This window comes from Caballeronia grimmiae (assembly GCF_022879615.1).
Lineage (GTDB): Bacteria > Pseudomonadota > Gammaproteobacteria > Burkholderiales > Burkholderiaceae > Caballeronia > Caballeronia grimmiae.
The window spans coordinates 299,501-319,568 of sequence record NZ_CP084272.1; the positions used below are offsets into that span (position 1 = coordinate 299,501).

Sequence of the window (20,068 nt, forward strand, 5' to 3'; positions counted from 1 at the left end):
TCCGGCGTCTCGAAAGACATACCTCGTGCACGCGCTGCAAGTCCTACTGCGTGTGCGTCGCGTCGATGAGACGGAGCCGCAAAAAGTGCTCAATTTTTGCTACTGCAATCGGCCGTAACATCGGTATCATTCGCACCCCGTTTCTAACCGAATCGTGCGCATCTCCGTCGAATTTTCGCGTCAACAGGCTAAATAATCGCTGCGCCGTGCCGTTAATTCGACGGGTCAATTACCTGTTAAGGAGCTAATGGGGTGGCCACCGTCGAACCAGGCAACGCGCTGTCGCCGGTTGTTCTTCCCAGATGCTGATCGTTTTCCGAGCGCGAACACCGATATGCCCGATCTGCACTGGACCATTCCGGTTGCGCGCTGGTCTTCCTGGCCTGCCGCCGCATCCGTAGCACCCGACGTCAGCTTCGTCGAGCCGATGGCGCGGCGCCGGCTCAGCGCGCTATCGCGAGCCGCGCTCAAGGTCGCGTACGACTGCGCGGCGACGCTGCCCGCCGTGCGTGTCGTGTTCGCGTCGCGTCATGGCGAACTGCGGCGCACCACCGGCATCCTGTGCGATATCAGCGCAGGCGAACCCGTCTCGCCGACATCCTTCAGCCTGTCCGTGCTCAACGCGATGACCGGCGTTTTCGGCATCGCGCGAGGCGACCGTGCGCCGGCGAGCGCCGTGTCGGCGGGAGCGCAGACGCTCGGCTATGCGCTGCTCGAAGCGCATGCGCAGTATGCGACGGATGCCTCGTCGCCCGTCCTGCTCGTCTACGCCGACGAACCCGCCGATCCCGCATACGGAACGATAGAAGACGAAGTGGAGGGCGGCGCGCTGGCCATCCTGCTTGATGCATCCGCGCAAACGGGACGCCTCGAATGCGCGCGCACGGCGTTCGGCGACGACGCAGCCAGCGCCCCGTTCGAAGCCGGCGACGCCACGCGCGCCCGGTTCGCCACACAGAGCGAAGCAGTCCGCCGGTGCCTCGACGCAAAAGCGCCGGTTCAATGGCGCGGCCCGAATTCGACATGGCAATGGAAGTGGCATGAAGGCGCTTGACCATTATTGGCGCCTCGTCGCGACGGCCCTTGCGTTCTCCGCCTTCGGCGTCTGCGGACTCGGCTTTTCGCTGATCGTGTTTCCGCTTGCCTGTGTGTGGCCGCATCGCGCGTCGAAGCAGCGCATCATCGCCGCGATTATTCACGCGTTCTTTCGCGCGCTCGTCGCCGTGCTGATCGGCGTGCGCGTGATGAAGCTCGACGTGCGCGGAGCGGATGCGCTCAATCGCAAGGCGCAGCGCGCCGCCATCGTGGTCGCCAATCACCCGACCTGGCTCGACGTCATGGTGCTGCTGTCGCTCACGCCGCGCGCATGCTGCGTCGTAAAAAGCGCGCACTGGAGCAATCCGTTCTTTTGGGGCGTGATGCGGGCGGCGAATTACGTGAGCAACGCCGATCCCGTCGAACTCGTGGAAGCGGGCGCGCGGCAACTCGCTCGCGGCTACACGATGATCATTTTTCCCGAAGGCACGCGCAGTCCGGGGCGCAGTCGCCTGCATGCGTTTTCGCGTGGTTTCGCGCATATGGCGCTGCAGTCCGGTGCGCCGATTCTGCCCGTCCTGATGGACTGCGACCCGCCCGCCTTCACGAAAAACATGCGCTGGCACGACGTGCCCGAGCGCCCTTTCCATATGCGCGTGAACGTGCTCGACCCGGTCGGAGCCGACGCGCTCGCCGATCGCGACGAACCGCCCGCGCTCGCCGCGCGCACTGTGACCAACGCGCTGCAAGCCCACATTACCGAGCATCTGATCGACCATGGATTCTTTAAAGCTTGAAATCAAACAGCTTCTGATCGAAGCACTCGATCTCGAAGATCTGACACCCGCCGACATCGACGACGATGCGCCGCTCTTTTCCACCGATGGCGTCGGGCTCGACTCCATCGACGCGCTCGAAATCGGCATCGTGCTGCGCAAACACTATCAACTGACGATCGCCGCCAACGACGAGCGCACGCGCGAGCACTTCCGCTCGATCAACACGCTCGCCGAACTGGTCGCGGCCCAGCGCGAGGGCGCGCGGGCATCGGGCGACACTGCAACGAAGGGGGAATGACCGTGACCGACATCGAAATCCTTGAGCGCATCCGCGCGATTTTCAAAGAGAACTTCGGCATCGCACCTGAGCGCGTGACGCCGCAAGCGCATCTGTTCGAAGAACTCGATCTGGACAGCATCGATGCCGTCGATCTCGCGATCAAGCTGCAGGAAATGACGGGCCGCCGTATCAAGCCCGAGGAATTCAAATCGGTGCGCACGGTCGGCGACGTGATCGCCGCTGTCGAGTCGCTGCTGGCAGCACAGGACTGATGCAGCCACGGACCGCCCCAACCCGCGACGGCGCGCATCGAAGCTGGATCGGCTTCGCGCTCAACGTCGCGTTCAAGCTCGCGTATCCGGCCGTCATTCTGTGCGGCTGGTTCTGGAACGCGCCACGCTATATCGGCTGCCTGCTGTTCGCGCTGATCTGGCTGCAGCGCTGCGCGGGCACGGGCGTCGTCGGTGCGTCGCTGCGCACGCTCACGGTCGTCGACTGGGCGGTCGGGCTCATGTTGAGCGCGGCATCGGCTGCGATCGTGTGGACCGATAGCGAGCGCCTGCTCCATCTCTATCCGTCTCTCGTGAATCTCGGCCTGCTGATTGCATTTGGTTCGACGTTGGTACGCGGTCCGTCGATGATCGAAAAATTTGCGCGCATCCGAACGCCCGATCTGAGCGAGCCGGCCGTGCGCCACACGCGCCGCGTCACGCAGATCTGGTGCGCGTTCTTCGCCGCGAACGGTCTGTTCTCGCTCTATACCGCGCTGTACTGGTCGCGCGAGGCGTGGTCGCTCTATAACGGCGCGATCGCGTATGGTCTGATCGGCCTGCTGCTCGCGGGTGAGATCGCGTGGCGCTATCTCGTGATTCTGCCGCGCGCGCGGCGGCTGGGGGCGTCATGATCGCGCTGCACGAACTGCTTTGCGCGCGGCGCGATCCGCACACGCCCGTCTGCCGCGATGGAGCGGGGGACGGCGCGGACGCGATCCTCACGCATGCCGCGTTTCGCGCACGCGTGGCGTCGCTCGCGTTGCACTTGCACGAAGGCACGGCGCGCCGCTATGCGCTGTGCATCGACGATTCCTTCGATTTCGCCTGCGCGCTTTTCGCGCTCTTTGCGTGCGGCAAGACGCCGGTGATTCCCGCGAGTTCCGCGCCCGGTTATCTGGCCGATCTCGCCGACGCCTACGACGCCGTCCTCACCGATGCCGAAATCGCCGCGGCAGCCGGCGCCCACGCGCCCGGCGCGCTCACCCTGAATATCGACCCGCACGCGCCGCTCACGCTCTACACATCGGGCAGCAGCGGCGTGCCGAAGCCGATTCACAAGACGCTCGCCCAGTTCGACGCCGAAGTGCGCACGCTCGAACGCGACTGGGGCGCGCTGATCGGCGACGCGACCATGCTCGCGAGCGTGCCGCATCGCCATATCTACGGCCTGCTGTTTCGCGTGCTGTGGCCGCTCGCGGCGGGACGCGCATTCGACCGCGCCGTCTGCGTGGAACCGCAGCAGGTTCAGGCGCGCATCGCACGTTGCGGCGCGACCGCCATGGTGTCGTCGCCCGCGCAACTGATGCGCTGGACCGCGCTGGCGGGTTTTGCTTCGCTCACGCCCGCGCCGCGTGCATTCTTTTCGTCGGGCGGACCGCTTGCGGAGGACACGGCCCGCGACTACGCGGCGGTCCTCGGCGACGCACCCGTCGAGATTTTCGGCAGCACCGAGACGGGCGGCATCGCGTGGCGCAGGCAGAACGAAACGGCCGCGTGGCGTCCGGTCAGCGGCGTGGACGTGCGGCGTGCCGGCGACGGGGCGCTCGAAGTGCGCTCGCCGCATCTGGACCACGACGGCTGGCATCGCACGGACGATGCGATCGTCTTCGACGACGACGGCCGCTTCCGGCTGCAGGGCCGCCTCGACCGCGTCGTCAAACTCGACGGCAAGCGCGTGTCGCTGCCGGAACTCGAAGCGCGTCTCGCGCTGCATCCGTAGGTGGCGCAAGCGAGCGTCGTGCCGCTCGCGGGCGCGACGCGCGAGCGTGTCGGCGCGGTCGTCGCGATCTCCGACGAAGGCCGCGCGGCGCTCGACGACATCGGCCGCGTGGCGCTCGCAAAGAGCTTGCGCCGTCATGTCGCCGCCTACTTCGACGTCGTGCTGTTGCCGCGTCACTGGCGCTTTCGCATCGCGCTGCCGTTCGATGCGCGCGGCAAGCTGCCGGTTGCGGCCGTCGCGGCGGCGTTCGGTCCGCGCGCTGAAGGCTTCGAGTTGCTGTCGGAATCGCGGGACGGCGAGAACTTGCGCTATGAGTTGCGCGTGCCGCCCGCGCTCGATCATTTCGCCGGCCACTTTCCGGGCTTGCCCATCCTGCCCGGCGTCGTGCAGGTCGACTGGGCGATCCGGCTCGCGTCGGAACACGTCGCGGCGGCGCGCGCAATCGAAAGCGTCGATCGACTCAAGTTCATGGCGCCCGTGCCGCCCGGCGCGGTGCTCGAATTGCGGCTCGCGCACGATGCCGCGCGGCGCCGCGTGCAATTCGCTTATCGGATCAACGGACGCGACTGCGCGTCGGGCGCGATCGTTTATCGGGAGCGCGCATGAGCGGTGCGGACATCGCGACGTGCATCGTCATTCCGATCTACAACCACAAGGACGCGATTGGCGGCACCGTGGCGCGCCTGAGCGTTCATGGCCTGCCGATCTTCGTCGTCGACGATGGCAGCGACGTCGCGACGCAAGCCGTCCTCGCCGAACTCGCCCGCCGCTATCACGGGCAGATGACGCTCTTGCGTCTGCCGGTGAACGGCGGCAAGGGCGCCGCGGTGATGGCGGGCCTGCGCGCGGCACGACGCGCGGGCTTCACGCACGCGTTGCAGATCGACGCCGACGGACAGCACGACGCGAACGACGTGCCGCTCTTTCTCGACGCGGCGCGCGCCGAGCCGGGCGCGGTCATCCTCGGCCGCCCGGTCTACGACGAAAGCGTGCCGAAGTCGCGTCTCTATGGGCGCTACCTGACGCACGTGTGGGTGTGGATCGAAACGCTGTCGTTGACGATCCGCGATTCGATGTGCGGCTTTCGCCTCTATCCGCTCGATGCCGCCTGCGCGCTGATCGACAGCGTGCAACTCGGCACGCGCATGGACTTCGACATCGAGATCCTCGTGCGGCTGCACTGGCGGCGCCTTGCGTTCCGCTCGATCCCGACGCGCGTCGTCTACGCGACGGACGGCGTGTCGCACTTCGACGTGCTATGGGACAACGTTCGCATCAGCGCGAGCCATACGCGGCTCGTGTGCGGCATGGTGCTGCGCTCGCCGATGCTCATCGCGCACAAGCTGATGCCGCGCAGAACGGCGGCCTCTGAACAGGTCACGCATGGTGGCCCCGGCTGGTGGCGCGTCGCGGAGCGGGGAAGCCGCCTCGGCATGGGCCTGCTCGCGCTCAGTTGCCGCCTGTTCGGCATGCGTTTCACGGGGCTTTGGCTGCATCCCGTCGTCGGCTATTTCCTGCTGACGGGACGCACTGCACGTGCGGCTTCGCACCGGTATTTCGCGCAACTCTCGCAGGCCGCGCCCGGCGAGCGCACGCCGCAGCCGGGCTGGCGTTCGGCGTATCGCCAGATGCTCGCTTTCGCGCAGTCCGGGCTCGACAAGCTCGCGGCGTGGTCGGGGAGAATCGGCGATCGGGAAGCCGTATTCGACGATCCCGCGCCGTTCGAAGCGCTCGTCGCGAGCGGCCGTGGCGCGCTCGTGATCGGCGCGCATCTCGGCAACCTGGAAATGACGCGGGCGCTCGCGGCGCGCAACGGCCGCGCGAAGGTCACGGCGATCGTCTACACGGAGCACGCGAAGCGCTTCAACAGCGTGCTGTCGTCCGCGAATGGCGACTTCGCGAAGCATCTGATTCACGTGAGCGACTTCGGCCCGGACACGTCGATGATGATGCAGGCGCGCATCGACGCGGGCGAGCTGCTCGTGATCGTCGGCGACCGCGTGCCGGCGCACGAGTCCGGCCGCACGACGGATGCGCGCTTTCTCGGCGCGACCGCGCCGTTTGCGCAAGGCCCGTATGTGCTTGCCCACGCGCTCGGTTGCCCAGTGTATCTGTTCTTCTGCCTCAGGGAGCGCGGGGGCTCATATCGTTTGTACTTCGAACAATTTGCCGAACGCATCGCGCTGCCGCGCCGGGAACGCGCTCAACACATCGCGGCGTGGGCGCAGCGCTATGCGTCGCGTCTCGAACACTACTGCCGCAAGGCGCCGTATCAATGGTTCAACTTCTTCGATTTCTGGGCGCGTGCGGGCAGCGCCGCGCCGGTGTCCGTATCCGATCTCACTGAAAACTCGCGTCATGGCTGAACTGAAGCACAACAAGACGCTGACGGCGAGCGCGATCGTCGAAGTGCCGTTTCACGACGTCGATGCGATGAACGTGTGCTGGCATGGCAACTACCTGAAATATTTCGAGGCGGGGCGCGCGGCGCTGCTGCGCGCATTCGACTACGACTACGGCGAGATGCGCGCGTCGGGCTATGTGTGGCCGATCGTCGAGGCGCATCTGAAATATGTGCGTCCCGCGCGTTACGGGCAACGTATCGACGTCCGCGCGGAACTGCTCGAATACGAAAACCGCCTGAAGGTCGGTTATCAACTCGTCGATTGCGTAAGCGGAAATCGTCTGACCAAGGGCTATACGATCCAGGTTGCCGTCGATGCAGCCACCGAGGAACTGCAATTCGTGTCGCCGCCCGTCGTGTTCGAAAAACTGGAGCGCGTATGGTCGCAACGATGAAACTTCGCTGCGCGAGCACGGCGCTCGTCGCGTTGCTGCTGACGGCGAATGCCGGCTGGCTTCATGCGGCCACGCCCGCGCAGAACGCTGGCGGCGACGCGGCGCTCGTCTCGCAAGTGACGTCGCGGCTCGGGCAGGTCAAGGGCGTGCACGCGCAGTTCACGCAGACGCAGACGCTTGCGGCCATGAAGCAACCGCTGGTCAGCACGGGCGCTTTCGTGTTCTATCGCGAGCGCGGCGTGATCTGGCGCGTGCTGACGCCGTACAAGGCAACATTCGTCATCACCGACGCAGGCGTCGCGGAAGTCGATGCCAACGGCAAGCGCATCGGCACGAAAAGCGTGCAAGGCGTGCAAGGCGTGCGCGGCGTCGCGCAGGTATCGAAGATGATGCGCGCGATGCTCGGCGGCGACCTGTCGGCGCTTTACTCTCAATTCGATGTCGACGCGCAAGGCTCGCCATCGCAATGGGCGCTGTTGCTGAAGCCGAATCAGCCGCAACTCGCGCAGTCCATCAAAGGGCTGCACATGAAGGGCGGCGCGTTCTTGCAGAGCTTGCGCATCGAGCTTGCGAACGGCGATGTCACGCAGATCGACTTCACGCAGAGCGAAGCGCTCGACGACGTGCCGGCCGCCGAGCGCGGCTTGCTGGGAGCGCCGTAATGCTGAAGGAACGGCAGCGCAGCCGCGCGGCACTTCTCGCGATACGCGCCGCGTGGCTCGTGCTCGCGCTCGTCGCCGCGCTGTATTGCGTCTATCGCTTCAAAGGGCCGTCGCCGCTGGAGACAAATCTGCTCGCGCTGCTTCCCGCGACGGAAGCCGATCCGGTCGCCGAAAAAGCCGTCGATCGGCTGGCGAATGCGCTCGGCGACCGCACCGTGTTTCTCGTGTCGAGCCGCGACGCGACCCACGCGAAGGCCGCCGCGAAACGCTTCGGCGTCGCACTGCGAACCAGCGGCGCGTTTGCATCGGTGACGGTGGAACTGCCGCCATTCGACCTCGCGCAGATCGGCGCGCTGTATGCGCCTTATCGCTTCGAGCTGCTGACCCGCGATGACCGCGACGCCGTCGCCCACGCGGCGAACGGTGCGCCGGCGCTCGGCGATGCGCTGATGCAGCGCATCTATAACCCGGTGCGCGGGCCGCTCGCGACGCAACTCGCGGACGATCCCTTCGGCTGGCTCGAACACTGGTTGTCGGAGTTGCCGCTCGGCACGTCGGGACTCGATCTCGAAGACAACTTGCTCGTCGCGCATCGGGGCGACATGACCAGCGTGCTCGTCGTTACCACGCTGAATGGCTCCGCGTACGAGTCGCGGACGCAGCGGGCGGTGCTGTCGGCGGCGGCGCAGACCGAAGCGTCGGTGAAAGCGGCGTGGCCCGACGCCACGGTTGCGCGCGCTGGCGCGGTGTTTTATGCGCAGGCGGCGCGCAGCGCGTCGGAACGCGAGGTGCATCTGATCGGCGTCGTGTCGGCGTGCGGCATCGCGCTGCTGATGCTCTGGGTGTTCCGTTCGCCGCGGCTTCTGCTGCTCGGCTTCTTATCGACGACGCTCGGCATCGTGTGCGCGCTGGCCTTCACGATGCTCGTCTTCGGCAAGCTGCATCTGCTGACGCTCGTGTTCGGCGCGAGTCTGATGGGCGAGGCGGTCGATTATTCGATTCAATACTTCGTCGTCTATCTCGGCGCGCAGCGCGGCTGGAATGCGCAAAGCGGCGCGCGGTCGGTGCGGCCCGCGTTGGGCGTGGCCCTTGCCACGAGCCTGCTCGGATACGCCATTCTCGCGTGGGTCCCGTTTCCCGCGCTCAAGCAGATTGCGTGCTTCGCGATGGCGGGCATCGGCGTCGCGTTCGCGTCCGTGATGTCGCTGCTGCCCGCGCTGCTCGTGAAGCCGCCGAAAGCCGGGCGCCGGCGTCTTTTCGCATCCGCCGCGACGCTGCTCGCACGCTGGCGCGGCGTGATCGGCGGAAAGCGCGCATGGCTCGTCGCGGCGGCGCTCGTCGCGGTCGCGCTGCCGGGCTGGCTGCGTCTCACGAGCGACGACGACATCCATCTGCTGATCCAGCGCGATCCCGTGCTCGTCGCGCAGGAAAACGAGGTCCGCGCGGCCGTCGGCGTCGACGACACCGCGCAGTTCTTCGTGGTCCGGGGCGCGTCCGAAGAAGCCGTGCTCCAGCGCGCCGAAGCGCTCGGCGCAAGGCTCGACGCATTGACGGGCGATCGGTCGGTCGATGGCTGGCGCTCGGTCGTGCAATTCGTGCCCTCGGCGCAGCGTCAGGCGCAAGCTCGCGCGTTGCTCGCGCAACACGTGTTCGCCGACCCGGCCGCCTTGCGTGCAACGCTCTCGCGTGCGGGCTTTCGCGACGAAATCGCCGATGCCTGGATCGCCTCGTTCGGCAAGGACAGTGCGCAACCGCTGACGATCGGGCGCTGGCTCGCCGCGCCGTGGTCGCAGCCGTACAGGCATCTGTGGCTCGGCGCATTCGATGCGGCTGGCCAACGCGGTTACGCGACCATCGTCATGCCGCGCCGCGTGACGCCGCAGAACGAATCCGCGCTCGTCGAAACGGCGCGCTCGATCGACGGCGTCGTTTTCGTCGACAAGGCCGCGAGCGTGTCGAAGCTCTTTGGCGCGTATCGCGTCGATAGCGGCCTCTGGCTCGGCGTCGCGCTGCTGTTCGTGCTCGTCCTGCTGATGGCGCGCTACCGGCTGCGCGGCGGCATCGCGACGACGCTGCCCGTGCTGCTCGCCGTCGGCGTGACGATTGCCGCATTCGGCTATGCACGCGTGCCGTTCAATCTGTTCAACTGCCTCGCCCTGATGCTCGTGCTGGGCGTGGGCGCGAACTACGCGGTGTTCCTGCGCGAAGGATGCCTGCGCAGCGACGCCGATCTCGGCGCGGTGTGGGCGGGTGTGCTGTTGTCCGCGGCGACGACGCTGCCGTCGTTCGGCTTGCTCGGCATGAGCGCGATGCCCGCCTTGAAGAGCTTCGGCGCGACGCTCGCGCTCGGCATCCTGGTCGCGGTGCTGCTCGCGCCGATGAGCATGCCGCCCGATAGGAGAAATGAAGCGTGACGCTGCCATCCGTTTATCTGCATGCGCTCGGCATGGTCAATGCGCTCGGCGGCGACGTCGATTCGATTGCATCCGCGCTCGCTGCGGCGCAGTCGCCGGGCATGGGGCCGATGCGCACGCGCCGTGGCGATGCGTTCGTCGGCCGCGTGCTCGCGCCGCTCGACATCGCGCCGCCCGCATCCGTTGCGCGCTTCGATTGCCGCAACAACCGGCTGCTGCTCGCCGCGCTCGAACAGATTCGCCCCGACATCGAAGCGGCGCGCGAGCGTTTCGGCTCGGCGCGCATCGGCGTGGTGCTGGGCACGAGCACGTCGGGTATCGGCGCAGCGGAAGAGGCGTTTCTGCACCGCGCCGAGGCGGGCTGCCTGCCGGAGCGTTTCGACTATCGCCAGATGGAGATCGGCACGGCCGCGCCGTTCGCAGCCGCCGCGATGAACCTGCAAGGTCCGGCGTTCACTATCTCGACGGCATGCACGTCGAGCGCGAAGGCGTTCGTCGCGGCCCGGCGGCTGCTGCAACTCGGGCTGTGCGATGCGATCGTCGTCGGCGGCGTCGATACGTTGTGCGAGCTCACGTTGCAGGGCTTCGCGTCGCTCGAATCGACGAGTCCGTCGCGCACCAATCCGATGAGCCGCAATCGCAACGGCATCAACATCGGCGAAGGCGCGGCAGTGTTCCTGATGACACGCGACGAAGGCGCAGTGCGTCTCGCGGGCGCGGGTGAATCGAGCGACGCGCATCACGTGTCCGCGCCGGACCCGCAAGGCGTCGGCGGCGAACTGGCGCTGCGCGCCGCGCTCGCGGATGCAGGCGTCACGCCCGCCGGCATCGGCTACGTGAACCTGCACGCGACGGCCACGCGCAAGAACGACGAGATGGAATCGCATCTGATGGCGCGGGTCTTTCCGCAAGTCGTGCCGGCGAGCGGCACGAAGCCGTTGACGGGGCATCTGCTCGGCGCGGCCGGTGCGACGGAAGTCGGCTTCGCATGGCTGACGCTCACGCGAGCGCGTTTTCCTTTGCCGCTGCATCAATGGGATGGCGTAGCTGACCCCGGCCTGCCCGCGCTCGATCTCGTTCAGGAAGAACGTCATCTCTCGCAGGAAGCGTCACAGCGCTACGTCATGAGCAATTCTTTCGCGTTTGGCGGCAGCAATGTCAGCCTCATCCTCGCGGGTTGACGCACGATGACCGGACACACTTACATCGACGAACACGGCGGCGCGTTTGCGCCGATCGAAACGATCATTCCTCATCGCGGCACGATGCTGCTCGTGGACGAAGTGGCCGCGTGCAGCGACGTTGCGCTCACCGCGCTTGCGACCGTGCGCGCCGACGCGTGGTATGCCGACGAACACGGCGCGATGCCCGCGTGGATCGGCATCGAGCTGATGGCGCAGGCCGTGGCCGCGCACGTCGCGCTGCTCGCGATGCGCGCCGGCGGCCATGCGCGTCCCGGCGTGCTGCTCGGCACGCGCAGCTATATGGCCGATGTCAGCACGTTTGCGCGCGATGCGCGGCTCACCATCCGCGTGGAAGAAGTGCTGCGCAGCGAAGAGGGCCACGGCGCGTACGAATGCACGATCGAGCACGACGGCGAGCGTTACGCGCAGGCCGTCATCAAGGTCTTTCAGCCACGCGATTTTCAGACTTTCATCGAAGGGAGCATCAGTTCATGAGCCGGCGAGTCCTCGTAACTGGCGCAAGCCGCGGCATTGGCCGGGCGATTGCGTATCAACTGGCCGCCGACGGCTTCGCGGTCACCGTGCATTGCCGCACCGGACGCGCCGAAGCCGAAGCGGTGACGGCGGGCATCGCCGTGCAGGGCGGCTCGGCGCGCGTCGTGCAATTCGACGTGCGCGACCGCGCGGCGTGCCGTGAGGCGCTCGAAGCCGATGTCGCCACGCACGGCGCGTATTACGGCATCGTGTGCAGCGCGGGCGTGACGCGCGATGCCGCGTTTCCCGCATTGACCGACGACGACTGGGACATCGTGATCGAAACGGGTCTCGACGCGTTCTACAACGTGATTCATCCGCTGACCATGCCGATGGTGCGCGCGAAGCAGGGCGGCCGCATCGTGACGATCGCGTCGGTCTCGGGCGTGATCGGCAATCGCGGACAGGTGAACTACAGCGCGGCGAAAGCCGGCTTGATCGGCGCGACAAAGGCGCTCGCCGTCGAACTCGCATCGCGCAACATCACGGCGAACTGCGTGGCGCCGGGACTGATCGAAACGGGCATGCTCGACGACGTTTCCGTCGATCATGCGCTGAAGACGGTGCCGATGAATCGCGTCGGCCAGCCGGGCGAAGTGGCCGCCGTCGTCAGCTTCCTCATGTCGGATGCGGCTTCGTATGTGACGCGCCAGGTGATCGGCGTGAACGGCGGGATGATCTGATGAAGCGCGTTGTCGTTACTGGCATGGGCGGCGTCACGGCGCTCGGCAATTGCTGGCATGATATCGAAGCCGCGCTCCGGAGCGGCCGCAACGCGGTGCGCCGCATGCCGGAATGGGACTTCTTCGCAGGGCTTCATACGCGCCTCGCGTGTCCGCTGCCCGCCTTCGAGCAGCCCTCCGAGTGGCCGCGCAAGAAGACACGGTCGATGGGCATGGTGTCGATGTACGCGGTGCGCGCGAGCGAACTGGCGCTGGCGGACGCGGGCTTGACGGGAGACACGTCCATCAGCGACGGACGCATGGGAGTCGCGTATGGATCGTCGTCCGGCTCGGTCGAGCCGATCCGCGCGTTCGGCACGATGCTTCGAACCGGTTCGATGGTCGATGTCACATCAAACAGCTACGTGCAGATGATGCCGCACACGACGGCGGTGAACGTCGGCCTTTTCTGGGACCTGAAGGGCCGCATCCTGCCGACGTCGTCCGCGTGCGCGTCGGGCAGTCAGGCGATCGGTTTCGCGTATGAAGCCATCGCGTCGGGCAAGCAGACGATGATGCTCGCGGGCGGCGCCGAAGAGTTGTCGGGTCCGGCCGTCGCTGTATTCGACACGCTCTATGCGACGAGCACGCGCAACGACGAGCCGGGTCTCACGCCGCGCCCGTTCGATGCCAGGCGCGATGGTCTCGTCGTCGGCGAAGGGGCGGCGACGCTGGTCCTCGAGGAGTACGAGCACGCCGTGGCGCGCGGCGCGACGATCCACGCGGAGATCGCCGGATTCGGCTGCAACTCGGACGGCGCGCACATGACGCAGCCGACCGCGAGCACGATGGCGCGCGCGATGCACCTCGCGTTGCACGACGCGCGGCTCGATCCGCAAGCCATTGCCTATGTGAACGCGCACGGCACGTCGACGGATCGCGGCGACATCGCGGAGAGTCACGCAACCGCGCAGACGTTCGGCGAGCGCGTGCCGATCAGCTCGCTGAAGAGCTACGTCGGACACACGCTCGGCGCATGCGGCGCACTCGAAGCGTGGTGGACCATCGAGATGATGAAGCGCAACTGGTACGCGCCGACGCTCAATCTCACCGAAGTCGACGCCGCGTGTGCGCCGCTCGATTACATCACGGGCGAGGCGCGCGCGATCGACGCCGAATACGTGGTGAGCAACAACTTCGCGTTCGGCGGCATCAATACGTCGCTCATCTTCCGGCGCGTTCGATGATCAAGGCGCAAGGCATGCAGCGCGTCGTCGTCACGGGCATGGGCATCGTTTCGTGTCTCGGCAATACGCTCGATACAGTGAGCGCCGCGTTGAAGGCGGGGCGCTCGGGCCTGACGCGCATCGACGCGTGGCGCGAGCGCGGATTCGGTTCGCAGGTGGCGGCGGTGGCGTCGGTGATGAATGAGCCGCCCTTCGATCGCAAGCTGGAACGCTTCATGGGCGAGACCGCGCGCTTTGCGTGTCACGCTGCACGCAAGGCCATTGAGGATGCGCGCCTCGGCGACGACATGCTGCGCTCGCCGAAAGCCGGTGCGGTGATCGGCTCGGGCGTCGGCGCGATGGCCGAATACGACGCGGCGATGGGCATCGCAGTGACGCGCGGCATCGAAAGAACGCCGCCTTACACGGTCCCCAAGGCGATGAGCAGCACCGCGTCCGCGAATGTCGCGCAGGCGTTCGGCATCGAGGGCGTCGCGTATTCGCCTTCGTCGGCATGCACGACATCCGCGCTCGCCATCGGGCAGGCGATGCAACTGATTCAGACGGGACGCCAGCAGATCGTGCTCGCGGGCGGCAGCGAAGCGCTGCACGACAACATGACGCTGATGTTCGACGCGATGCACGCGTTGTCGCGCGGCTTCAACGACACGCCGTGGCAAGCCTCGCGCCCTTACGACATCGCCCGCGACGGCTTCGTGATCGGTTCGGGTGCGGGCGTGCTGGTGCTCGAAGCGCTCGATCATGCGCTCGCACGCGGCGCGCGCATCTACGCGGAACTCACGGGTTTCGGGCAAAGCACGGATGGCGCGGGCATGGTGTCGCCGCATGCGGACGGCATCGCGCGTGCAATGCGCATGGCGCTCGACGAAGCGGGCGCGTTGCCCGGCTACATCAACACGCACGCGCCTTCGACGCCGCTCGGCGACGCGGAAGAACTGCGCGCGTTGCAGTCGGTGTTCGGCGCGGACGTGCCGCCGTTTTCGTCGACGAAAGGACTGACAGGGCATCCGCTCGGCGCGAGCGGCGCGCACGAGGCGATCTACACGTTGCTGATGATGCGCGACGGGTTCATCGCGGGAACCGGAGAGCGTAGCGCGTTCGAACCGCTTGCCGAGCGCATGCCGCTCGTGCGCGAGACACGCGAGGCGCATATCGGGCGCGCGATGTCGGTGTCGTTCGGCTTCGGCGGCAGTTCCGCGAGCCTCGTGTTCGAGAAGTTTCAGCCGTTGTCCGTCGGAGAATAACGGGCGCATCCCAGCCACAACTAGAAACGAAACCGCACTATGAAAACAAAAATCGTCCTCCGATGATGGCCGGCGTGCTGATCACGCAAGCCGGCTGCACAACGAAAATCCATTCGCTGCCGATGCCCGCCGCGCTGCAGACGCAAAAGCCGAACGACGTCGCGGTGTATTTCGGCGATCAGAAGCACGCGAACGTCAAGACGATGTTCAGCAGCAAGGAAGTGGCGGTGCGCGTGGCCCGCACGATGGACGGTCAGGAAGCGACCTGCAATATCGCGCTCGGCAAGGCGCTCGACCAGTTGCGCGACTATGCACGCGAGCAGCATGCCGATGCGGTCATCAACGTCACGACGCGCTTTCAGCACACGCAGACCACGTCAGCGAAGGAGTTCGTCTGTGGCGCGAGCAACAACGGATCGACGCTTGCCGTGCGCGGTGACGTCGTGAAACTGGACGTCGAATAAGCAAACCACCAGGAACATGACCACCATGAAGCGTCTTTTCATTTGTGCGGCAACCGTTGCAGCGCTCTTCTCGTCGCAAGCGTTCGCGCGCAATACGATCAGGATCTATCCTGTCGCGCCCGCTCTGGTTAGCGAACCCGACAAGGTCGACAAGGACATACCGCTGTATTTCGCGGGACAAGCGCATCCGCGGGTTTTGAAATCGCTCGGCGAATTCGCGACCAACAAGAAGACCAACGCGTTCGGCAAGAGCGACGAGGACGCGTGCCAGCACGTGTTCCTTTCGGCTGTGAGGGAGTTGCAGGAGCGCGCACGCAAGGAAGGCGGCAACGCGGTCATCAATATCAAGAGCAACTATGAGAACGTGGAGCGCGAGAGCGCCACCGAGTTCACGTGCGGCGCGGGCGCCGTGGTTGCAGGCGTCGCGTTGAAGGGTGAAGTGGTCAAGCTGAAAGACTGAGGTTCAAGCGCGAAGCGGTGCGTGCCTCGATGCACGCGCCGCATGAACGCCGTGCGCTGCTCAGGCGGTTTTTCTCGCGACGACGTTGACGAGCGTTTCACGCCGCTTGCCGGGCTTAGGCACGTAGAGGCCGATGCGCTCGAGCAGCCCGAAATCCTTCGCGCGGCTCCACCAGAGATACGGCAGCGAGACGTTGTGCGGCCCGAAGCTGAAGCCGCCCTTGCGGATCATGTCGAGATAGCCGTCGGCGCTCTTCTGCACTTGCATCGGATGACGAAACAGTAGCCGGATGACCCACGACTTGATGTACGCATCCGTCGATTCCGCGAACATCAGCACGCCGCCAGGCTTGAGCACGCGGCGAAACTCGGCGAGCGCACGTTCCTGTTCGACGAGGTGATGAAACGTCTGGTGACAGAAGACGACGTCGGCGCTTGCGTCCGGCAGCGGCAGGTTCGCGCAGTCGCCGTGAAGCAGTTCGATCCTCGTGGCCGCGGTTTCGGGACGATGCGCGCAGGCTTGCGCGGATTTGGCCGCAAGCGCGAGCGATAGCGCGTGGAAGTCGATGCCCACGATGCGCTGCGGCTTGAACGCTTGCGCAAGCAGACGGAACGAAAGGCCCTGACCGCAGCCGACATCGACGATCACGGGCGCGGCGGGCAACGGAGCGTCGATGAGGCGTTTGAGGTCGTCGATGGCAACACGCAGAACCTGATGTTCCCACGTGTGCGTGCGTAAGAACCAGACGCCGAAAGAGGTCTCGGGCACGAACGGCACATTGGATGATTCGGTGAACTGCACGATTAGATTCGGTAAAGAAGTGTCTTGAGGTTTTGATGCATGGTCCGCGTGTGATTGTAATCGCAGGTGCGTGAATCATGTGTCTTGTTCGCAATACGTTGCCGTGTGCAACGAGGAAATTTGAAATGAGTCAAGAAACTTCGGTGAAGACAAACGTCGATGTAGCCATCATCGGCGCGGGGCCATCGGGCGCGGTGGCTGCCGCGCTGTTGCGAAAAGCGGGACGCTCGGTGCTCGTGCTCGAACGCCAGCATTTCCCGCGTTTTTCGATCGGCGAGAGTCTGTTGCCGCAAAGCATGGCGTATCTGGAAGAAGCGGGGATGCTGCGCGCGGTCGTGGAAGCGGGCTTCCAGTACAAGAATGGCGCGCAATTCGTGTATCGGGATAAAGCGCCGGCCTATGACTTCCGCGACAAGCATTCGGAGGGATGGGGCACGACGTATCAGGTCGAGCGCGCGGTGTTCGACGATCTGCTGATTCGCTGCGCGGCGGAACAGGGCGCGGACGTCCGCTTCGGGCATACCGTGCTCGCCATGGAAACGGGCGATGCGCCCGTGCTCGATGTCGTCGACGAGGCCGGCGCGCGGTATCAGGTTCACGCGCGCTTCGTGCTCGACGCGAGCGGTTTCGGCCGCGTGCTGCCGCGTCTGCTGAACCTCGAAGCGCCGACGCGCCTGCCGACGCGCGCCGCCATCTTCACGCATGTGCGCGACGGCATTCCGGTCGAAGCTCACGATCGCAGCAAGATCACGGTGGCGGTGCATCCCGAGCATCGCGACGTGTGGTACTGGATGATTCCGCTGGCGAACGGGCGGTCGTCCGTGGGATGCGTGGCGGAAGCGGCGTTTTTGGATGTGGACGAAGCAGAACGGGAGCAGAAGCTGCGCTCGCTGATCCGGAGCGAGCCGACTCTGAACCGGTTGATCGGCAATGCGCCTTTCCTGATGCCGGTGCGGCACATTGGCGGTTATTCGGCGAACGTCGAGAAACTGCATGGCGCGGGCTATGCGCTGCTCGGCAATGCGGGCGAGTTTCTCGATCCGGTGTTCTCGTCGGGCGTGACGATCGCATTGCGGTCCGCGCATCTCGCGGTTCAGGCGCTCAAGCGTCAACTGAATGGCGATGTCATCGACTGGCACACGGAATACGACGCGCCCTTGCGCAAAGGCATCGATACGTTCCGTGCGTTCGTGGAGCGCTGGTATTCGGGCAAGCTGCCGGACATCATCTTTGCGCCGGATCAGACTCCGGTCATCCGACGCATGGTTAGCTCCGTGCTGGCCGGTTATGCGTGGGACGAAACGAATCCCTATGTCGCCGATGCCGCGCGTCGGCTCGATACCCTCCATGAAGCGTGCATGCAGCGAGGCTGACGACGCTCGTCCGCCGCTCGCGTCATTCGATGCGGCGCGGACGATTGCCGCTGCATCAGTCCGCTGCTTCACGCGGACGTCGTGCTCAAGGCTGCGCGTGCCGCGCCGCGTCCTCGATGACTGCTGCCACCTGCCGCGGACGCGACTCATACACGGAATGACTCGCGCCCGGAATCACGGTCGTGTGGCTATGCGCCCGCTCGTAATACCAGCGTTCGAGATCGGGATTGATGATCTTGTCGCCCCCCGCGACGATGCCCCAGCTCGGCTTCGACGTCCACGCCGCAGCGGTCAACGGCGTCGAGAAGACATCCGCCGCCGTCGGCATCTGCGCATGTGCTTCGAACCTGGCTTTGGCCGGTGCAAGATCGGCCGCGAAGTCTTGCGGGAACACAGCGGGATTGAGGTACGTGTAGCCATCGGCGGTTTTCTCGATGGCGCCGGATTGCATCGACGTATAACTCGGCATGCGTTTGCCGAGCGCGCTTTCGTCCTCGCCGACGGCGGGCGCGTGCGCCGCGACATAAACCAGCCCGACGACGTTCGGATGCACGCCGGCTTCCGTAATCACCGAGCCGCCATAACTATGACCGACGAGTATCGTCGGGCCGTCCTGCGCGTCGAGTACGCGGCGGGCGGCCGCCACATCGCCGGCAAGGGACGTCAACGGTTCCTGCACCACGCTGACGTGATACCCGTCCTTCACGAGGATGTCGTAGACCGGCTTCCAGCCGGAGCCATCGACCCACGCGCCGTGGACGAGAACGATATTCCTGACCGGCGCAGATGAAGGCGCGGAGGCCGGCGCGGCGGCGATCGCCGATGAAGCAAAACCAGCGGCAACCGCGAGCGCGATAGCGGCATGCGAGAGAGATTTCACGAGACACTCCGTCAACGGATAAAAGCGCTTGCAAAAGCGGCGGGCGGGCCAGGCCGCCCGGCCGCGACTATCAACTGCCGAAGTAAGGCGTGCAGAAGTCAGCCGGTCCGACGCAGGTCGATTGCATCGACGTACGCGCCGGCGCACCCGACGACGTGCGCTGCTGCACGCCGCCGAAACCGCCGCTCGTCTGTTCGGCGGCGATTTTCGCTTCGGCGGTCTGGATGTCGTCGGGATAGTGCGGATCGCTCGCAACCGCCGGGTTGTAACCCGCTTGCTCGACGCGCACCAGATCCGCGCGGACCTCGGCGCGGGTGAGGGGACCATTCGACTGTGCGAAGCTCAAAGCGGGCGCGGCGAGGGCGCTGACGGCAACGGCGAGGGAAACGAGGATATTCTTCATGATTGACACTCCTTGGATGGATTGAATGACCGGGATGCGGCTCTGAAGCGCCTGTATGCAGTGCATCAGGCGGTGCTTCGTGCGGCTGACCGTGTCATCGATGCAGCCGTGAGTGAAATGTAGTCGGGCGTGGCTGGCCGGCCCATCGTACGAAGGCGCGCGAGCAGGCACGCTGGCGTTGGTTTCGCGTGTACTTCCGGATGACCGTGGATGGCTTCGCGAGGCGCGCGGATGGCGCTCATCGAACGCAAGGCCAGCCGCCATAGGCAGGCCGCATGACGCCGTCATACCAAGGTATGAACCGCGCTCGGAGCGGCGCACGACCTATACGCACATATGATTTTCGGCGCTCGCCACCCTCGCTAAGATGGCATCACACGAGCGGACCCGCATGACCGGGCCGCGCCGACAGCCTATGATCGAGGACACGCGCTTGACCTTCCCTTTCCTGGTCTCAGTCATCGACGACGACGAATCCGTTCGCGCCGCCACGTCGAGCCTGCTGCGCTCGCTCGGCTGGGAAGTGCATCTGTACCCGTCTGCGGAATCATTTCTGGAATCCGGGCATTTCGACGAAGTTGCGTGCATCATCAGCGACGTGCAGATGCCCGGCATGACCGGCTTGCAGTTGCAGCAGCGGCTGCGCGAGCTGGGGCTCGCGTTGCCGATCATCTTCATCACCGCGTTCGCATCCGATGCGGTGCGCAGGCAGGCGCTCGACGGCGGCGCGCTATGCTTTCTCGGCAAGCCGGTGGACGGCGCCGTCGTATCCGAATGCCTGAGTACGTTGCAGCGAACGTTCGATCCCGGCGCCCAGTGAGCGCACGCATCCGTCAAGCCAACGCCATTTCGACT

General features: G+C 65.8%; 21 protein-coding genes and 1 pseudogene. 19 read left to right on the forward strand and 3 right to left on the reverse strand.

The features are described from left to right. Positions 1–334: 334 nt before the first annotated feature. The 17 genes and pseudogenes from LDZ21_RS15015 (at position 335) to LDZ21_RS15095 (ending at position 15,756) form a co-directional block, all read left to right on the forward strand. Positions 335–1,054: a beta-ketoacyl synthase chain length factor gene (locus LDZ21_RS15015; RefSeq protein WP_244795615.1), complete on the forward strand. Its 720-nt coding sequence runs from the start codon at positions 335–337 to the stop codon at positions 1,052–1,054. After that, the gene (locus tag LDZ21_RS15020; RefSeq protein WP_244795616.1) at positions 1,041–1,832 is read left to right on the forward strand and encodes a lysophospholipid acyltransferase family protein; all 792 of its coding nucleotides are present in this window, start codon (positions 1,041–1,043) and stop codon (positions 1,830–1,832) included. The genes LDZ21_RS15015 and LDZ21_RS15020 overlap by 14 nt, the downstream gene beginning before the upstream one ends. Further along, complete coding sequence (locus tag LDZ21_RS15025; protein WP_244795617.1) at positions 1,813–2,112, forward strand: ApeE family acyl carrier protein; 300 nt, start codon at positions 1,813–1,815, stop codon at positions 2,110–2,112. Before LDZ21_RS15020 ends, LDZ21_RS15025 begins: the two co-directional genes overlap by 20 nt. A gap of 2 nt (positions 2,113–2,114) precedes the next feature. Continuing rightward, entirely contained in the window at positions 2,115–2,366 is a 252-nt protein-coding gene (locus LDZ21_RS15030) for an acyl carrier protein (RefSeq protein WP_244795860.1), read from the forward strand. Continuing rightward, entirely contained in the window at positions 2,366–2,998 is a 633-nt protein-coding gene (locus tag LDZ21_RS15035; RefSeq protein WP_244795618.1) for a COG4648 family protein, read from the forward strand. The genes LDZ21_RS15030 and LDZ21_RS15035 overlap by 1 nt, the downstream gene beginning before the upstream one ends. Continuing rightward, a pseudogene (locus LDZ21_RS15040) lies at positions 2,995–4,692 on the forward strand (ApeI family dehydratase). The gene LDZ21_RS15035 and the pseudogene LDZ21_RS15040 overlap by 4 nt, the downstream one beginning before the upstream one ends. Next, on the forward strand, positions 4,689–6,452 hold the full coding sequence (locus LDZ21_RS15045; RefSeq protein WP_244795619.1) for a glycosyltransferase family 2 protein: 1,764 nt from the start codon (positions 4,689–4,691) through the stop codon (positions 6,450–6,452). Before LDZ21_RS15040 ends, LDZ21_RS15045 begins: the two are co-directional and overlap by 4 nt. After that, positions 6,445–6,885: an acyl-CoA thioesterase gene (locus tag LDZ21_RS15050; RefSeq protein ID WP_244795620.1), complete on the forward strand. Its 441-nt coding sequence runs from the start codon at positions 6,445–6,447 to the stop codon at positions 6,883–6,885. The genes LDZ21_RS15045 and LDZ21_RS15050 overlap by 8 nt, the downstream gene beginning before the upstream one ends. Beyond that, positions 6,882–7,547, forward strand: coding sequence for a LolA family protein (locus tag LDZ21_RS15055; protein WP_244795621.1), 666 nt, complete (start codon positions 6,882–6,884; stop codon positions 7,545–7,547). Before LDZ21_RS15050 ends, LDZ21_RS15055 begins: the two co-directional genes overlap by 4 nt. Next, positions 7,547–9,961 carry an ApeM family transporter gene (locus LDZ21_RS15060; protein WP_244795622.1) on the forward strand — a complete coding sequence of 805 codons (2,415 nt, stop codon included), beginning with the start codon at positions 7,547–7,549 and terminating at the stop codon, positions 9,959–9,961. Before LDZ21_RS15055 ends, LDZ21_RS15060 begins: the two co-directional genes overlap by 1 nt. Beyond that, complete coding sequence (locus LDZ21_RS15065; RefSeq protein WP_244795623.1) at positions 9,958–11,142, forward strand: beta-ketoacyl-[acyl-carrier-protein] synthase family protein; 1,185 nt, start codon at positions 9,958–9,960, stop codon at positions 11,140–11,142. Before LDZ21_RS15060 ends, LDZ21_RS15065 begins: the two co-directional genes overlap by 4 nt. 6 nt (positions 11,143–11,148) lie before the next feature. Next, positions 11,149–11,640, forward strand: coding sequence for an ApeP family dehydratase (locus tag LDZ21_RS15070; RefSeq protein WP_244795624.1), 492 nt, complete (start codon positions 11,149–11,151; stop codon positions 11,638–11,640). Beyond that, positions 11,637–12,362 (forward strand): 3-ketoacyl-ACP reductase FabG2, encoded by a 726-nt coding sequence (locus LDZ21_RS15075; protein ID WP_244795625.1) that lies wholly within the window; start codon positions 11,637–11,639, stop codon positions 12,360–12,362. Before LDZ21_RS15070 ends, LDZ21_RS15075 begins: the two co-directional genes overlap by 4 nt. After that, complete coding sequence (locus LDZ21_RS15080; RefSeq protein WP_244795626.1) at positions 12,362–13,588, forward strand: beta-ketoacyl-ACP synthase; 1,227 nt, start codon at positions 12,362–12,364, stop codon at positions 13,586–13,588. The genes LDZ21_RS15075 and LDZ21_RS15080 overlap by 1 nt, the downstream gene beginning before the upstream one ends. Beyond that, the gene (locus tag LDZ21_RS15085; RefSeq protein WP_244795627.1) at positions 13,585–14,832 is read left to right on the forward strand and encodes a beta-ketoacyl-[acyl-carrier-protein] synthase family protein; all 1,248 of its coding nucleotides are present in this window, start codon (positions 13,585–13,587) and stop codon (positions 14,830–14,832) included. The genes LDZ21_RS15080 and LDZ21_RS15085 overlap by 4 nt, the downstream gene beginning before the upstream one ends. A gap of 62 nt (positions 14,833–14,894) precedes the next feature. After that, entirely contained in the window at positions 14,895–15,296 is a 402-nt protein-coding gene (locus tag LDZ21_RS15090; RefSeq protein ID WP_244795628.1) for a hypothetical protein, read from the forward strand. Positions 15,297–15,321: 25 nt separating this feature from the next. Further along, entirely contained in the window at positions 15,322–15,756 is a 435-nt protein-coding gene (locus LDZ21_RS15095) for a YbjQ family protein (protein WP_244795861.1), read from the forward strand. Positions 15,757–15,816: 60 nt separating this feature from the next. Here LDZ21_RS15095 and LDZ21_RS15100 read toward each other — a convergent pair whose 3' ends face one another. Further along, entirely contained in the window at positions 15,817–16,557 is a 741-nt protein-coding gene (locus LDZ21_RS15100; RefSeq protein WP_244795629.1) for a class I SAM-dependent methyltransferase, read from the reverse strand. 125 nt (positions 16,558–16,682) lie between these two features. On the opposite strand from LDZ21_RS15100, the gene LDZ21_RS15105 reads away from it, so the two are divergent. Continuing rightward, positions 16,683–17,930, forward strand: a complete 1,248-nt coding sequence (locus tag LDZ21_RS15105) for an NAD(P)/FAD-dependent oxidoreductase (protein ID WP_244795630.1) — start codon at positions 16,683–16,685, stop codon at positions 17,928–17,930. Between the two features lie 85 nt (positions 17,931–18,015). On the opposite strand, the gene LDZ21_RS15110 is transcribed toward LDZ21_RS15105, so the two are convergent. Both LDZ21_RS15110 and LDZ21_RS15115 read right to left on the reverse strand, forming a co-directional pair. After that, complete coding sequence (locus tag LDZ21_RS15110; protein WP_244795631.1) at positions 18,016–18,810, reverse strand: alpha/beta hydrolase; 795 nt, start codon at positions 18,808–18,810, stop codon at positions 18,016–18,018. Positions 18,811–18,880: 70 nt separating this feature from the next. Then, entirely contained in the window at positions 18,881–19,213 is a 333-nt protein-coding gene (locus tag LDZ21_RS15115) for a DUF4148 domain-containing protein (protein ID WP_244795632.1), read from the reverse strand. Between the two features lie 433 nt (positions 19,214–19,646). On the opposite strand from LDZ21_RS15115, the gene LDZ21_RS15120 reads away from it, so the two are divergent. Continuing rightward, positions 19,647–20,033, forward strand: coding sequence for a response regulator transcription factor (locus tag LDZ21_RS15120; protein ID WP_244795633.1), 387 nt, complete (start codon positions 19,647–19,649; stop codon positions 20,031–20,033). The last annotated feature ends 35 nt before the right edge of the window (positions 20,034–20,068 follow it).

What these genes read in the sequence shown, in the direction of transcription:
- LDZ21_RS15050 (WP_244795620.1), top strand. Translation starts at nt 6,445, where the DNA reads ATGGCTGAACTGAAGCACAACAAGACGCTGACGGCGAGCGCGATCGTC.
- LDZ21_RS15045 (WP_244795619.1), top strand. Translation starts at nt 4,689, where the DNA reads ATGAGCGGTGCGGACATCGCGACGTGCATCGTCATTCCGATCTACAAC.
- LDZ21_RS15095 (WP_244795861.1), top strand. Translation starts at nt 15,322, where the DNA reads ATGAAGCGTCTTTTCATTTGTGCGGCAACCGTTGCAGCGCTCTTCTCG.
- LDZ21_RS15015 (WP_244795615.1), top strand. Translation starts at nt 335, where the DNA reads ATGCCCGATCTGCACTGGACCATTCCGGTTGCGCGCTGGTCTTCCTGG.
- LDZ21_RS15035 (WP_244795618.1), top strand. Translation starts at nt 2,366, where the DNA reads ATGCAGCCACGGACCGCCCCAACCCGCGACGGCGCGCATCGAAGCTGG.
- LDZ21_RS15080 (WP_244795626.1), top strand. Translation starts at nt 12,362, where the DNA reads ATGAAGCGCGTTGTCGTTACTGGCATGGGCGGCGTCACGGCGCTCGGC.
- LDZ21_RS15020 (WP_244795616.1), top strand. Translation starts at nt 1,041, where the DNA reads ATGAAGGCGCTTGACCATTATTGGCGCCTCGTCGCGACGGCCCTTGCG.
- LDZ21_RS15055 (WP_244795621.1), top strand. Translation starts at nt 6,882, where the DNA reads ATGAAACTTCGCTGCGCGAGCACGGCGCTCGTCGCGTTGCTGCTGACG.
- LDZ21_RS15105 (WP_244795630.1), top strand. Translation starts at nt 16,683, where the DNA reads ATGAGTCAAGAAACTTCGGTGAAGACAAACGTCGATGTAGCCATCATC.
- LDZ21_RS15115 (WP_244795632.1), bottom strand. Translation starts at nt 19,213, where the DNA reads ATGAAGAATATCCTCGTTTCCCTCGCCGTTGCCGTCAGCGCCCTCGCC.
- LDZ21_RS15060 (WP_244795622.1), top strand. Translation starts at nt 7,547, where the DNA reads ATGCTGAAGGAACGGCAGCGCAGCCGCGCGGCACTTCTCGCGATACGC.
- LDZ21_RS15085 (WP_244795627.1), top strand. Translation starts at nt 13,585, where the DNA reads ATGATCAAGGCGCAAGGCATGCAGCGCGTCGTCGTCACGGGCATGGGC.
- LDZ21_RS15070 (WP_244795624.1), top strand. Translation starts at nt 11,149, where the DNA reads ATGACCGGACACACTTACATCGACGAACACGGCGGCGCGTTTGCGCCG.
- LDZ21_RS15025 (WP_244795617.1), top strand. Translation starts at nt 1,813, where the DNA reads ATGGATTCTTTAAAGCTTGAAATCAAACAGCTTCTGATCGAAGCACTC.
- LDZ21_RS15090 (WP_244795628.1), top strand. Translation starts at nt 14,895, where the DNA reads ATGATGGCCGGCGTGCTGATCACGCAAGCCGGCTGCACAACGAAAATC.
- LDZ21_RS15075 (WP_244795625.1), top strand. Translation starts at nt 11,637, where the DNA reads ATGAGCCGGCGAGTCCTCGTAACTGGCGCAAGCCGCGGCATTGGCCGG.